Genomic DNA, 14608 nt, shown 5'->3' on the forward strand with positions numbered 1-14608 from the left:
TTTACACTTCATTATTTAGTTCCTTCTTTTTTATCTGTCTCTTCTATATATTCCTCGCTAGAATCCCCAACATCAACTTGTGCAGGAACTTCTACTGCTGGATCATCTGCTTTAACAATGGAAACCGTAATTGGACTACCTCTAAATAGCTCCACGTTAACATTAAAAGTGCTAGCGGTAATAATCCCAGCATTCACTAAATTATCTACAACATCATCAATTTCCATAAACTTATTATCATTACCTGGTATCATATCCTCATTCGGAGCTGGATTTTGAATAAATTGCATAACTAACTTCTCTAAGATTGGAATGATTTGATTGATAATTTGGCTCTGTAATTGATTGTCCTCTGGATGTTTATTTTGGATAGGATTTGTCATCTTGTTCTCTCCCCCTAAAAACAAAAATAGAGCAGCTTATAGCTGCTCCGTTTAAGTTTTCTTTTCAGTTGTTATTTTTGTTAATTCTTATTTTTTATGGATGCAATATCTTTATTAACTAAATCAATGATTTCTTTACTGATTCTACATCCGGAATACGAAGATCCTAACCTGTATCACTCCATAGTTTTTATACGCCCTGTCTATAATTATTAATTTTCCACTTAAACCATACACCTTTGGCAAAGCCAGATATAAATTCCTACTCTAAAATCTCCAATGATTTTCTCTTTGTTCACTTAAATACGTGTTTTCTAATATCTTTATAAAGAATAGTCTCAGCATTTATGCGGTCTGTAAACAAACTGATTTCTGATCTAATCCTTTCATTCTTGAATCGAGGCATGAAAACAACATAGTTCAAGACAATAGTACCATTTTTTATTCCTGGTCATATCCAGATTCCAAAACAAATAGCCACTCATATGAGTGGACCTTAACCTTTTATCGAATATCTACAATGTCAAAATGTTTCTCTGGTGCCCAACGATTTCCACCAATATCAATCCAGCCTTCTTTACGGAAGAATACTGTGAGAGGTTCTTTTGAGTTAATACTGCCTTTGTATGCGCCGTTAATTCCATCACAATAACTTACTTCATATCCTTCTGGAAATTTTGATATTGCTTTGAAGGGTCTCCAATAATAATGCTCTGCTTTTACCCATCGGCTTCTACCTAAATCTAACCAAACATCATTATCTTCTCCCCAGTACGCATCCCAGTATAATACTTCTGCTGTTGTTGTAAAGTCCCCCAGATATTTACCGTGTGGTCTATCATGATAGTTAATGCCATAGCCTTCCCAGTATATTGATCTTGCCATCCCAATTCCTTCTGGTTGCGGTGTACCAACAACGCCACCCTTACCTGTAAACCATTCAAGAGATTTTTCACCGTTTAAATAATTTAAATCTACATTACCAGTTACGCCTGCAAGACTACCAGTTTCTGTATACTGCCATAAATCACAACTATATGCTGGTTTATTTCCATAACGTGGAATCCAAAGGAAATCCGCATTCACAGTATTTAGTCCATAGCTTGTATACATGTGATGTGATACATATAGCCCCACTTTCCAGCCTGCTGCACGGCACGTATCAATAAATGCCTGCGAAGCTTTTGCTAAGTTAGCCGCTCCACAACTTGCTAAAGTATCATCTTCTACATCTAATACTAAAAATTTTGCCTCTTTATCAGCGCGCGCCATAAAATCATTTGCTTCTACAATAGCATCCTGAACACTTACATAACATCCATAAGCATAGTGTCCAAATGGAACACCATAGTCTTTACAACCTTGCACATACTCTTTATAACGTTTATCAATTGTCCTTGATCCATATTGTACACGTATAATAGCAAGGTCTAGCTCCTTACTAGCTGCAGCCCAATTTATTGAATTATTGTGATGAGATAAATCTGCAATTTTCTTCATTTCCATTTTCCTTCTTTCCCCTATAAAAATTTAAGAATAAAAAAACAACTCCTAACAGATTTGTTTTTATCGAATATCTACAATGTCAAAGTGTTTCTCTGGTGTCCAACGATTCCCACCAATATCAATCCAGCCTTCTTTACGGAAGAATACTGTGAGAGGTTCCTTTGAATTAATACTGCCTTTGTATGCGCCATCAATTCCATCACAATAGCTTACTTCATATCCTTCTGGGAATTTTGATATTGCTTTGAAGGGTCTCCAATAATAATGCTCTGCTTTTACCCATCGGCTTCTACCTAAATCTAACCAAACATCATTATCTTCTCCCCAGTACGCATCCCAGTATAATACTTCTGCTGCTGTCGTAAAGTCCGCAATATATTTACCGTGCGGTCCATCGTAATAGTTAATACCATATCCTTCCCAGTATATTGATTTTGCGAACCCAATTCCTTCTGGTTGCAGTGTACCAACAACGCCATCTTTTCCCAAGTAGTCTAATGGGTTCACAGCATTACTCTTATTAATATTCCAGCTGCCTTTATGCATTTCAAAATGTAAATGCTGACCATAAGCCTGTCCCGTTTCTCCCATAACCCCGATTGTTTGTCCTTGTGTAACAGTATCGCCTTCTTTAACTGTACGAGAACCACTTCGCATATGAGCGTATACAGTTTCCCATGTAACTCCATTAATATTATGAACAATCATAATACATTCACCGTAACTAGATGAAAGATACGAACGACTAACTTTCCCACTAGCCGCTGCATAAATCGGATGATAGCCTGCTTCGGCAAGGTCTATCCCATGATGATCTGGTCTGTCACCCCTAAAACCACTTGTTACTCTCTTTGTATCTGTTGGATAAATAAATGTTGCCATATAAATCTTCCTTTCTATTTCTATATTGTTTATATTTATTATTTTTAAATATATTGTAGGTTTTCCAACCTAAAAATGAACAAGACAGAGCATTTCCCTATTGTTATCTACTATTAAAATATCCATCTTGTAACCATAAGTTAAATGTCACTGAAATTAGCCAAAGATATTGAAAGCTATTATTCTATATAACTAACTCTTCTTGCCTAAAACACCGTTTAAAGATAAAAAACAACTCTTTACAGAGCTGTTTTTTATCGAATATCTACAATGTCAAAGTGTTTCTCTGGTGTCCAACGATTCCCACCAATATCAATCCAGCCTTCTTTACGGAAGAATACTGTGAGAGGTTCTTTTGAATTAATACTGCCTTTGTATGCGCCGTCAATTCCATCACAATAGCTTACTTCATATCCTTCTGGGAATTTTGATATTGCTTTAAAAGGTCTCCAATAATAATGCTCTGCTTTTACCCATCGGCTTCTACCTAAATCTAACCAAACATCATTATCTTCTCCCCAGTACGCATCCCAGTATAATACTTCTGCTGCTGTCGTAAAGTCCGCAATATATTTACCGTGTGGTCCATCGTAGTAATTAATGCCGTATCCTTCCCAGTATATTGATCTTGCCATCCCAATCCCCTCTGGTTGCGGAACACCACCTGCATTAAAATCTACATATTGTTTAACAATTTCAGCGTAGAAGAAATTCCCTCCATTTTTATATCGGTAACCACCATTGTAGGCCACAGCAATCGGGTTACTATATCGAACCATGGCACCTGTTGTATTTCCAAGTGATGGCGCAACAACCGTTTTAGAGTACAGATCCGCTACCGGTAATGAATGTTGTTTATTGTTAGAAGCTAACCAGCGAAGGTAAGCTCGTCCAAAATTATATGATTGAACAATGGCACTTAAATCTGTAATACCATTTTTTTTCGCATCATCAAAAGCTCCTTTTAAATGCTTTACTCCATAATAAATTGAATCTTTAGGATTTTTAATTGTATTCATTGACCAGCCTTGTGATTCACTTGACTGCATAATATCAGGTGTTGTTTCAGAGTTCCCTCCACTTTCCACCATAATAATTCCAAGTACGTAAGGAACCAACTCAGAAACACCTTGTGCAGAACATTCACTTTCTACCATCGATTGCCAACGTAACACTTGTTGTGGCAGATTCTTTGTTTTAGCTGAAGCAGCTAATATACTCATTATTAAACATCTCCTTATTTCCCTATTATTTTTGTCTAAAATACTATTACTTTACGAAATATGACTATCAGTCAAATACCTGTTAATCTATAAAATTACTTCATGTTGCTCACCTTCTTTCACAACAAAAAGAGCAACCATAAAATAGTTGCTCTTTCGTCGAAATCTTATATTACTACTATAAATCACTTTTTCAATACTTTCTGTACACTGCATGTAGCCTACAAAAAGGTAACATTAAAACCCCTCTAAAAACTTGACAATCTTTCTTATTTCAGCATGTTTTCTTCGGATATAGCCTGTACTATAATGCAAGTCAAACGCTATTTGTTCTAAAGTCATTCCATCAACATACTTCATTTTGAGTATTTGATGATCTAATCCTGCAAACCTATTAATTAAAACCTTTAAATTGAACATTTCATTCATCTTATGTCCTAATTCATATTCAATAGCTTCAATCCGACCTTCTACTTTAGCCCCTTCCGATTCAGCAGTTAATCGTATATTTTGCAAGTCCCCACTAGTCCAGCGCTTTAACTCTACTTTTGATTTATCTAAATTATATTCTAAATATGCAATTTCTTCTTCTAGTTTCTGATAATCCTTCAGCCAGTCAAACATATCATAATCCCCTACTTTTCTTTATTTAAATCCTGTGTTTATTGTAATCTCCAAAGTTAAGATAACCTTCATTACCAAATTATAAAAATTTATAAATATTTCTTATGATTTATATTTTTTTAATAAATCCTTTAATCTCTCACGCTCTTCATCTATAGTTGATTGAGTATTTTTTTTGGGTTGTTCCCTAGGGCTTTCACCTTCTTGTTGATGCAACCATTCCGGTACCATTTCAATTCGTTTGATATATCCCGAACCAATTTCTTTTTTATTTTTTTTAAGATCAAACTGTACATCTAATTTAGCAATATCATTTAGTGTTTTTACCCCTTGGATTTCCCAATTTTTAAGAATTCCACGTACATACCTCCACTTTGGTACGTTTTCATCAATAGATCTATTTACTGCTTCAAGAATCAATTCAATGCCCAATGCTCCGCAAAATCCACCAAGCTCTGGGATAGCTGTTTTACTTAGCGGAATACCGTTTTTCAGCAAATAGCTATAAGCTATTTTAAAATCTTCATCCATTAATCTTTGTGATAGTGATTTATCTTGATTATCATGATGATAATTTGTATTTGGTATATCTTTATTTAGTTCTTGAGTACTTTGTATATCAGTATTTAGTAGCATAAGTTTTTCCACCGGTAGGTTCCCAGCAGCAGGATTATCAACAGGTGGGTTTTCCACTGGTGGAAAATCTTCCAATGGGATTTCGTAAATAATAGTCTCCCATCTAACAATTTTGTTTTTTGCATCTTTAATCGGAAATCTTTTAATATACCCATACTCTTTTAATTCCTTCATTCCAGCTCTTAAGCTATTAATACCATCTTTTGCGTGCTGGGATAATTCTTCCCTATAAAACACCCAATCATCTGGAAGTGTAAGTATGTATGCTAATATCCCCTTCGCCTTCCAAGAAAGCCTTTTATCTTTTAAACCCGTATTATTAATAACGGAATAATTATTATCCTTTTTAACTCTAAATATCCCCATAATATTTACCTCTCCATTGTTATTAAGATCAAATACCTACAATCGATATTCTGTACTAACTATTACTAACTTTCCTATGATGAAACCTACTTTTGATTCCTTTCAAACCAACACGATGCTAAAAAGAACTTTAAGTTCGATTTATTACTAAAAAAAATATCATCTACACCCATCTCAAAAAACTGTGCAATCTTTCTAGCAATTCTCATTGAAGGGATTCTTTCTTTTTGATCAATCATTCGAATATATCGCTCCGTAACCCCACAATAGCTAGCTAGTTCTTTATATAAATTCTTTTTCGAATCATACATTTTGTTGCCCATTAATCCACCCCCCATAAGAACAATTAGTTCTAAATACAGATTAAAGAACTAATTGTTCATTGTCAATGCGAAAAGGAACTTTTTGTGCTAAGATAAACCTAAAGAGAACAATTAGTTCAATTAGAGAGGTGAACAATGTGATAGGAGTTAGAATAAAATCCTTACGAAAAAAAGAAAATTTAACACAAAAACAACTGGCTGAAAAAATTGGAGTATCCCAAAGAATGATAGGTTACTACGAATCAGAAGAAAGATTCCCTCCACATGATGTTCTAACCAAATTAGCGGATTGCTTTTCAATTTCAGCTGACTATTTACTAGGGCGAGCTGTTACAGACGAAACTAAGAAGCAATTAACGCCAAAAGATGAGAAAGACATAGCAAAAAGAATGGAAGAAATAAAAAAAGACCTACAAGGCGAAGACGGCTTAATGTTCTCTGGGGAACCTATGAGTCAGGAAGCCGTAGAATCACTATTAGATGCAATGGAGTATATTGTAAAACAAACGAAAGTAATCAATAAAAAATACGTGCCTAAGAAATATCGTAAACCAGACGATAATTGATGCGAGCTTAGGAGGGAATACATTGAAATTCGTCATTAGAGATCTAGTCCAACAACTTAGTACCAAATACAACACGACAAACCCCTATGAGCTTGCAGATTACTTAAAAATACATGTACTAACATGGGATTTACATGAAGAAATAAATGGCTTTTATAAATATGAAAAAAGAAATCGTTTCATTGTTATTAATACTCATTTGTCTCCATCTATGCAGAGAACTGTTTGTGCTCATGAATTAGGACATGCGGTTCTACATACTCATGCAAATACACCTTTTCTGCGTAAGAATACATTCTTTTCTGTTGATAAATTAGAGATAGAAGCAAATACGTTTGCTGCGCTTTTGTTAATTGACAAAAAGACCATTCAGCCTGGTGATACAAAAGCATGTATAGCATACAAAAATAATATTCCAGTTGAACTGTTGGAATTTTACAAGCCTTGCTAAAGGAATTAAGACATTTTAATTATTAGTTCAAACGCTGAAGAGAAAAAGAGAATGCTCCATCGTTAAAGCAAAAGAAATGAAATAGTATCTATTGTTAAAAAAATCTATACAGTTAAATCAAATATAAAAATGCACCTCCAATTGTTAATTATGTGTCTAACAATTGGGGTGCACTTCAATAACAGTCGGTCTTTTTCGAAAAATCTTTAACCTCTAATACTGTCCATATTTCCCTGTACGAAAATCGAGACATTACTTAAATATTATTTTGCTTGTACAGAAACGTGTAATATAGAGTAATCTGGATTTAGAGTAACTACAGACTCTCCAGGGCTTATTGAATGTAGAGGACTTATAGCTATTTCTACGCTATGATTATCTTTTTCAAAACGATTGATATAATCCTTATTATTTTTTACAAAACTATCAATTTCTTTTTTTAATTCTGGATTTGGATTTACTAATTTATCAATCTCCTTATCAAGTGTGAAATTCGGACTTATCATATGCATCCAATTTTTCGCTAGCTCAACAGTTGATTTGTCAACGACAAACGCGAAATAGAAATTATCTTCATCCTTCCCAACAAACGAAAATGAACCATGAGAATCAATCATTCTTGGCAAATTAGGAGTATATAGATCAATTTCTGATGCTACGTATCTATATCTGAAATTCGCATTATACTTCTTATTTACTTCAGTAACAAGATTTTGACCTTGTTTAGAAATAGATTTCTCTCTTACAGGTGAAATTTCAATTGAATATCTATCAAAGAAAAAGTCTTCTGTCACTAACGCATTGGGAATACCTATTGGCGTTACTCCTGGTTTTGTTTCTGGTTTTGTTTCTGGTTTTGTCTCTGGTTTTGTCTCTGGCTTTGTTTCTGGTTTTGTCTCTGGTTTTGTCTCTGGTTTTGTCTCTGGCTTTGTTTCTGGTTTGTTCACACTTTTAATTCCATTGTATAGAAGCTGTGCATACTGCTCACGTGTTACAACTCTTTTTGGCTCGAATAAGTTACTTCCTGTACCAGCAGCAATTTTACTTTCCTGCACTGCACTGATTGCCTTCGTAGCCCAATAATTCTTGTCAACATCTTTAAAAGTAGTGACAGTTGTTGTTTTTAATTGAAATGCTTGTGTTAGAACAGCTGCTAATTGTTCACGATTTAAGACCTCATTTGGTCCGAACTTTCCATCACCATATCCACTCATAATCCCTGCTTTTGTGATTGCTAAGATTTCTTTTTCGAACATAGAACCTTTTATATCCGTAAATGGATTTTGAAATTTAGCATCCACATCTACTGGTTTCAAGTATACATAAAGCAATCTAGCAACTTGACCACGTGTAATACTATCGCCGAAACCAAAAATGCCATTTCCATAACCAGCTACGATATTTTTCTCTTTTAGATCCATAATTGCTTTATATGACCAATGATTAGTAGGAACATCTTTAAATGTTGTATCTGCCTGTACATTTGTTAAAGATGTTAAAGTTGTTGCTGCGAGTACTGCACCTGTTAAAATCATTTTTTTCATTTTCATGCTATTTCCCCTTCTTATCCTAATTATTTTTGCGAGCAAAAATATACTTTATTTTCCAATATAAATATAATAACACAAATACATTATATTTATATATAATTATTTATTGTTATTAATAATAAAAATACTAATCGCCCAGAACGCTATAGACTCACTAAAAAACTCTTCTTGCCTATAGAAGAGTTTTTACTACATTTTCACTGTTACATTTCACTTAACACTCTCTTGATAAGTCTATTATGCCATTTCCTACCCAAACGGAGAAGATCCAATGTTAGTAGTTCATTTTATCAATTGGGCATAAATTTCACTTTCTGATAATATTCTTTTAAATTCTTTTTCACTTTGTTTAATAATTAATGCAGCTGCTCATGCAACATGTGGGGTTGCCATTGAAGTACCACTCAATTTAGCATATCCGCCATCTTTATCAGTTGACCAAATCTCTTCACCTGGTGCCACTAACTCTAAATGATTATTAGAATTACTATTACACGCAATTTTTTTATTTATATCTACTGAACCAACCTCTACTACTTCTTGATATGCCCCTGGATATCTCAGTTCATTTGTTTCTTCTCTACAGTCCCCATCATTTCCAGCCGCGCATACAACAAGTATGTTATTATTTACTGCTAACTTTATCGCTTTATGTAAGCAATAGGCATCTTTTTTCCACTTAGGGACATAGAAATAATTCTAACCTTCTCTCCCTTAGAGCCTCTCCAGTTTATTGCATGAATGATTCCAGCTGTAATCCATTCATTTGATGATTTTCCCTTTCCATCAAACACTTTTAAAATTAGTAATTTAGCCAATGGGGCTACCCCAATAACTCCCGTATTGTTCTCAGAATCTGCAATTATTCCAGCTACATGTGTACCATGCCCGTGGTTGTCTAAAAAATTATTTGGATCACTTTCATAATCCGTTGTAAAGTTGTATCCCCCAATAATACGATCTTTTAAATCAATATGTTCAGTAGCGCAACCTTTATCTAAAACCGCAATAACTATGTCCTTTCCTTTCTCACTTTTCTCCCATACTGAAGGAGCATGTATCAGTTTTACTCCACTAGGTATTTCAGCTACACTTGAAGTCATTTCTAATACTTTGAAAGGAATTAAAGATATTGCATTTTGTCTATTCACAGATGAATTTCTATGACTCATTAACTTCACCTCATTAGATTTAAATAAAGACCATCGGATGCTATTGTTTGATTTGAATGTGATTAATATAAAATGCAGCATAAAACTTTATTTTTTACTTATCGAAAATATAACTTCATTTTCTCCTTATATACTTCATGAAGAATATTAATTTTTTTCTTTAAAACCCATGAACAACAATCTATAGCCACTCATTTTATTTAAAGAAGTTTTTCAAAATCTCGTTCTTTACATTATAAAAATCTAATATTCATTTTTTAGTCTAATACATTTTTAAAATAAGATATTTATATTTCTCTAACCCTGAAACTTTTGAGGATTATCTAAGATTTAAACAATACTTACAAATGGTATTTACATCCAAAAATGTCGTTTAATTTCATATATATATTAAAAAATAATTAACTATGATAAATGTAAATTTACCAGTTAATGCTTGTATAAACGTATGAGTTCGTTCACAAGTTATATTTGAAATACTGCTTTCTAAGCAAAAATATAATTAAGGTGGTGAAATTATAAGAATGAGAGAACCTATTTTCCCTGGTGGTACTAATGATACTGAAAACGAATTACTTATTTCCGGCAGTTTTCATAATCAGTCTACACTTGTAAATTCTATACAATCACTAGTTAATCAAATAAGCGAAAATCAGTTCCAATCATATTTAACACATTTAGTTTCATATCCAACAAGGTTTTCTACTAGCTCTTTTTATGAAGAAGCCGCAACGTGGACTCGTGAGATATTAAATGAAATGGGATATACAACTAGTAGCGAAACAATACGTGTAAATAATGAAGATAGCCAAAATGTTATCGCAAATAAAATGGGTACAAATCGTGATGAAGAGAAACACTTAATTATTATTACTGCCCATCTTGATTCTGTTAACCATAGTGGAGGGCCTTCATTTAATGCTCCTGGAGCCGATGATAATGGCAGTGGTAGTGCAGGAGTTTTGGAAATTGCTCGTGTATTCAAAGACATTCCCGTACAACATGATCTGCACTTTATCCTTTTTGGAGGAGAAGAACAAGGATTATTAGGTAGTAAACAATATGTTGAAAACCTAACTACTCCAGATAAAAATCGCATTCGAGCAGTTATTAATATGGACATGATAGGAAGATTAAACACTTCGACACCAGCAGTATTAATTGAAGGTTCACCTTTATCTGAAGAGCTCATTAATGGATTAAAAAATGCAGCATCTTTATATACGAATCTTGATGTTAAGGTATCTCTTAATCCATTTGATAGTGATCATGTATCTTTTCTTAATAAGGGAATACCTGCTGTTTTAACAATAGAGGGCGAAGACTCTTTGAATCCTAATGACCATACCGCTAACGATACTCTTGAGCATATCCATTATCCACTTGCTCTTGATATCTTACGAATGAATATAGCTTTTATTGCTTCTCAAGTTACAAATTTAGAATGAAAGAGGGAATTTTCATGACCAACTTTACCCATGAAGAAAGTTTCCATAATTCAACAGACAATTCTAAAGAAAATCCCCCTACCAGTCGTAATTGTGGAACTATGAGTATGCATGAAAAATTATTAAAGGAATCTGAAGAATTCAGAAAAGAACAAGAAAAAATTGAAAAAATGACTGAAGAATTTATCAAGAATAAAAAACAATAAACATTTTTACAATATTTTTCGAATCAAACATTATTTGAAATATTGAATGAAACTTACAGGATATCAGCTAAAAGGAGAAATTAAAATGCCAAATCAAACTAACTCATCAGAAAGAACAAATACACCTACTTTGCGTAGATGCGCAACTATTGAGCTTCATCAAAAATTACTAGAAGAGTCTGAGCAATATAAAAATGCACGTGCAGAAATTGAACGTGTCACAAACGAATTTCTGAATAGTGCGCGTATAGAATCAGAAAGACCAGTTGTCAAAATCCCTGTAGTAGTCCATGTTGTATGGAATACTGAGGAACAAAACATCTCAGATGAACAAGTCCATAGTCAAATTGATGTTTTAAATCGTGATTTTCGAGCAACGAACCCTGATATAGCAAATGTACCTTCTGCATTTAAAGATTCTGTAAGTGATGCTAGAGTAGCGTTCTTTCTTGCTACAAAAGATCCTGACGGAAATCAAACAAATGGTATCACTCGTACCCATACAAATGAACAATCATTTTTAGCGGATGATAATTTTGTCAAATCACAAAGTACAGGTGGAGTAGATGCATGGCCCGCTGACAAATATTTAAATCTGTGGGTATGTCCAAATATTTTAGACGAAAAAGGTAACAGTGTCTTAGGATATGCACAATTTCCTGGTGGTCCATCTGAAACAGATGGTGTTGTAATAGCATACAAATTTTTTGGAACTATAGGTACCGCGAAAGAACCCTACCATTTAGGACGTACAGCCACACATGAAATTGGACATTGGTTCAACTTACGCCATATTTGGGGTGACGATGAACGTTTACCTGACGTTTGTAGTGGTTCAGATAGAGTTGATGATACGCCTAATCAAGGGGTGCCAAACTTCGGAAGTTCACATAAAGCTACACAACATAATCCCAAGATTACATTCCCTCACACTTCATGTAATGACGTGCCTCATGGTGATATGTATATGAACTATATGGATTATGTTGATGATGATACTATGGTAATGTTTACAAGAGGTCAAGTAGATCGTATAGATGCATGTCTTGCTGGACCACGTTCATCCTTTCTTACAAACTAATACGGTAATCTAATTTTATAACAGTGCCGTTTTGGGATTAAATAGTAAGTAAATACATGGAATAAGTACTCTACAAATCATAATAAATTAAATCTCGTTAAAACAAAAAGAGATGTCCTAGTACTATATCTAGGGCATCCCTTCATTTTTACTCAGCTTAAAATTAACTTGTCTATATTTCAAGATTCTATACATCTCTAACAATTAAACAATTATTAAGGATATTTTCTACCTAAAACATCGTATTATTATTAGCTGCCTCATTTGGAATCTCTTGAATTACATCCCAGTGTTCGACAATCTTTCCATCCTTTATACGGAAAATATCCACTATAGCAACTCCCTTATCTTGAGAATTAGTACGAGAATGTACATGAAGAGCAACTGTATCTCCTTCAGCCACTACACGTTTAATTTCTGCAGAGGAATTTGGATTTTTAACAAAGTCCTCCTTAAAGAAATCCATGAAGGCTTTTCGTCCATCAGCAACAAAAGGATTATGTTGCTTATAATCTTCACTTACATATTTAGGGATAATATCGATATTATGTTTGTTAAAAACTTCATTATAGAAATCAACTACCATCTTCTTATTCTTTTCTTTTTCTGTCGCATTATCTTTCGATACTGGTGCAACATTCTCACTCTTTATTGAGTGACCTTTGGTATTCCCAGTTGAAGCTTGAAATATCATAGTCGACACAATTCCTAAAATAAACACAGAAATAATTATTACTATTAAATTCTTCTCTAATTTCATATATATCTACCTCTTCTAAATTTATAATTCATCTTCGAGAACACGCTTAATAGAGGAAAAACCTTTCCCAGAATGTGATCTAAGAAATATTGTTAGGAAAATCCACCTATCCTAACAATGCTTCTTATACGAAGCATATTAGAAATTGATAACCCTAACTTAATACCTCATTAACAATTGCACTGTCCACAATTTGAATAAACTTTTTAACCTTATCGTTCTCATCAAACTCATAAAGATGACAAAAATCTGCTATGAATGATTTCCCTGTTACTTTATATGTTCCACTATATTTTCCATACACGATAACAGTATTGTTATTAAAGGTATAAATTTCATCTTTAGCACTATAGTTATCCCATTCAGTTCCAAGACGTTCGTGTACATTTTTCACTACTTCATCGGGACCTATATAAGTGCCTGCATATGGAAATCCAGCTGCTTCTGTCCAAGATACATTTTCACTTAAATACGTTTTAAAAGCATCCAATTTTCCCTCGCTAGTTAACACATACGTTTCATGTAATAGTTTTTGGTATTTATTCATAGCATTAACCCCAAGGCATTTCTTTTGTTACAACTTTTGCGCTCAATTCTAATACACCTTTATTTGCATAGCCTGGATATGCTGCTTCAAGTTTTGCCACAAAATCTTTTGAAGTTCCACTTTCCTCAGAAGCTTGAACCGCAGTTCTTAGATAATCTATTGTCGCAGTAAGCGCTTGATTATTTAGGGATTTTTCGATTGATCCATGGCTAGGTACAATTATGTCAGCATGTAATGCTTGTAACACTTTCAAGTTCTCAATCCACGCCTCCATAGCCGCTTTTGAGCTAGTATCCGCTAAGAATACATGTATTTCGTTAAAGACATCAATACCACCAATTAATACTTTAAGTTCCTTATTAAATAGGCTAGTTCTGTAATGATCTAAGCCTACTAGTTCAAATGTTAACCCCTGAAAATCAATCGCTTTTTCTTTAAATACTTGAGGTAATACCACGTTACTTGGTGCATTTTCTCCAAGGGCGTCTTTCCAAACTTTTAATTTCCCTAAGACAGAATGAACGATATGTTCAACAGTAGACTCTGTTGCATACGCTATAGCTTCTGGGTAAACGGCTTTAATGCTCTCTAATCCAAAGTAGTAGTCTGGATCCCCATGAATAATAAAGATTTTATCTAAAGATAAGTCGTTTTTTTTCAGATACTCAACAATTTCTTTCGAATCAGATTGAGTAAATTTTGAGTTTATTAAAAATGCATGTCCTGCTTTCTCAACTAATGTTGCAGTGACCATAAAACTTTTTTCATCCGAACTAAACACTGTTAATTTCACATCTTTATGATTTGTATCGATTGTTTTAAACATGGATCTTATTCTCCTTTTGTTATAGTTATTGAATAGATAACACACTTTTATTTTGCCT

At 33.7% G+C, this 14608-nt stretch carries 16 protein-coding genes and 1 pseudogene; 5 read left to right on the plus strand and 12 right to left on the minus strand.

Translation table 11 applies throughout. The features are described from left to right. Positions 1 to 11 precede the first annotated feature (11 nt). The 7 genes from AC3WTI_RS22525 to AC3WTI_RS22555 form a co-directional block, all read right to left on the minus strand. A complete protein-coding gene (locus AC3WTI_RS22525) occupies positions 12 to 383 on the minus strand; it encodes a hypothetical protein (RefSeq protein WP_098904060.1) in 372 nt (123 codons plus the stop codon). A 504-nt stretch (positions 384 to 887) separates the two neighbouring features. Then, on the minus strand, positions 888 to 1883 hold the full coding sequence (locus AC3WTI_RS22530) for a GH25 family lysozyme (RefSeq protein WP_098904069.1): 996 nt from the start codon (positions 1881 to 1883) through the stop codon (positions 888 to 890). Between the two features lie 66 nt (positions 1884 to 1949). Beyond that, positions 1950 to 2771, minus strand: a complete 822-nt coding sequence (locus AC3WTI_RS22535) for a M23 family metallopeptidase (RefSeq protein ID WP_144488475.1) — start codon at positions 2769 to 2771, stop codon at positions 1950 to 1952. 254 nt (positions 2772 to 3025) lie between these two features. Further along, positions 3026 to 3994, minus strand: a complete 969-nt coding sequence (locus AC3WTI_RS22540; RefSeq protein ID WP_142306597.1) for a lysozyme family protein — start codon at positions 3992 to 3994, stop codon at positions 3026 to 3028. 237 nt (positions 3995 to 4231) lie between these two features. After that, complete coding sequence (locus tag AC3WTI_RS22545; protein WP_098904057.1) at positions 4232 to 4618, minus strand: hypothetical protein; 387 nt, start codon at positions 4616 to 4618, stop codon at positions 4232 to 4234. A 102-nt stretch (positions 4619 to 4720) separates the two neighbouring features. Further along, complete coding sequence (locus tag AC3WTI_RS22550; protein ID WP_144488474.1) at positions 4721 to 5620, minus strand: DnaD domain-containing protein; 900 nt, start codon at positions 5618 to 5620, stop codon at positions 4721 to 4723. A gap of 86 nt (positions 5621 to 5706) precedes the next feature. Further along, positions 5707 to 5943 (minus strand): helix-turn-helix transcriptional regulator, encoded by a 237-nt coding sequence (locus AC3WTI_RS22555; protein WP_098904055.1) that lies wholly within the window; start codon positions 5941 to 5943, stop codon positions 5707 to 5709. Between the two features lie 137 nt (positions 5944 to 6080). Between AC3WTI_RS22555 and AC3WTI_RS22560 the strand changes: the two genes are divergently transcribed. Beyond that, the gene (locus AC3WTI_RS22560) at positions 6081 to 6509 is read left to right on the plus strand and encodes a helix-turn-helix domain-containing protein (protein WP_000580593.1); all 429 of its coding nucleotides are present in this window, start codon (positions 6081 to 6083) and stop codon (positions 6507 to 6509) included. Between the two features lie 22 nt (positions 6510 to 6531). After that, positions 6532 to 6960, plus strand: coding sequence for an ImmA/IrrE family metallo-endopeptidase (locus AC3WTI_RS22565; RefSeq protein ID WP_088059304.1), 429 nt, complete (start codon positions 6532 to 6534; stop codon positions 6958 to 6960). A gap of 263 nt (positions 6961 to 7223) precedes the next feature. On the opposite strand, the gene AC3WTI_RS22570 is transcribed toward AC3WTI_RS22565, so the two are convergent. Together AC3WTI_RS22570 and AC3WTI_RS22575 are read right to left on the minus strand one after the other, a co-directional pair. Next, the gene (locus AC3WTI_RS22570; protein ID WP_492304462.1) at positions 7224 to 8510 is read right to left on the minus strand and encodes an S-layer homology domain-containing protein; all 1287 of its coding nucleotides are present in this window, start codon (positions 8508 to 8510) and stop codon (positions 7224 to 7226) included. A 214-nt stretch (positions 8511 to 8724) separates the two neighbouring features. Continuing rightward, positions 8725 to 9682 (minus strand): annotated as a pseudogene (locus tag AC3WTI_RS22575) (S8 family peptidase). A gap of 524 nt (positions 9683 to 10206) precedes the next feature. On the opposite strand from AC3WTI_RS22575, the gene AC3WTI_RS22580 reads away from it, so the two are divergent. The 3 genes from AC3WTI_RS22580 to AC3WTI_RS22590 all read left to right on the plus strand — a co-directional run bounded on the left by AC3WTI_RS22580 (position 10207) and on the right by AC3WTI_RS22590 (position 12417). Next, positions 10207 to 11130: a M28 family metallopeptidase gene (locus tag AC3WTI_RS22580; RefSeq protein ID WP_144488472.1), complete on the plus strand. Its 924-nt coding sequence runs from the start codon at positions 10207 to 10209 to the stop codon at positions 11128 to 11130. Between the two features lie 14 nt (positions 11131 to 11144). Further along, positions 11145 to 11336: a hypothetical protein gene (locus AC3WTI_RS22585; protein WP_492304463.1), complete on the plus strand. Its 192-nt coding sequence runs from the start codon at positions 11145 to 11147 to the stop codon at positions 11334 to 11336. A gap of 85 nt (positions 11337 to 11421) precedes the next feature. Then, the gene (locus AC3WTI_RS22590) at positions 11422 to 12417 is read left to right on the plus strand and encodes a zinc metalloprotease (RefSeq protein WP_098904051.1); all 996 of its coding nucleotides are present in this window, start codon (positions 11422 to 11424) and stop codon (positions 12415 to 12417) included. A 232-nt stretch (positions 12418 to 12649) separates the two neighbouring features. Here the strand turns inward: AC3WTI_RS22590 and AC3WTI_RS22595 are convergent, their stop codons facing one another. The 3 genes from AC3WTI_RS22595 to AC3WTI_RS22605 form a co-directional block, all read right to left on the minus strand. Next, positions 12650 to 13177, minus strand: a complete 528-nt coding sequence (locus AC3WTI_RS22595; RefSeq protein ID WP_098904050.1) for a nuclear transport factor 2 family protein — start codon at positions 13175 to 13177, stop codon at positions 12650 to 12652. 154 nt (positions 13178 to 13331) lie between these two features. Then, a complete protein-coding gene (locus AC3WTI_RS22600; protein WP_098904049.1) occupies positions 13332 to 13724 on the minus strand; it encodes a nuclear transport factor 2 family protein in 393 nt (130 codons plus the stop codon). Positions 13725 to 13728: 4 nt separating this feature from the next. Beyond that, positions 13729 to 14550 carry an MBL fold metallo-hydrolase gene (locus tag AC3WTI_RS22605; RefSeq protein WP_144488471.1) on the minus strand — a complete coding sequence of 274 codons (822 nt, stop codon included), beginning with the start codon at positions 14548 to 14550 and terminating at the stop codon, positions 13729 to 13731. Positions 14551 to 14608 lie beyond the last annotated feature (58 nt).

The sequence above is a fragment of the Bacillus sp. EB106-02-03-XG38 genome, assembly GCF_058792175.1.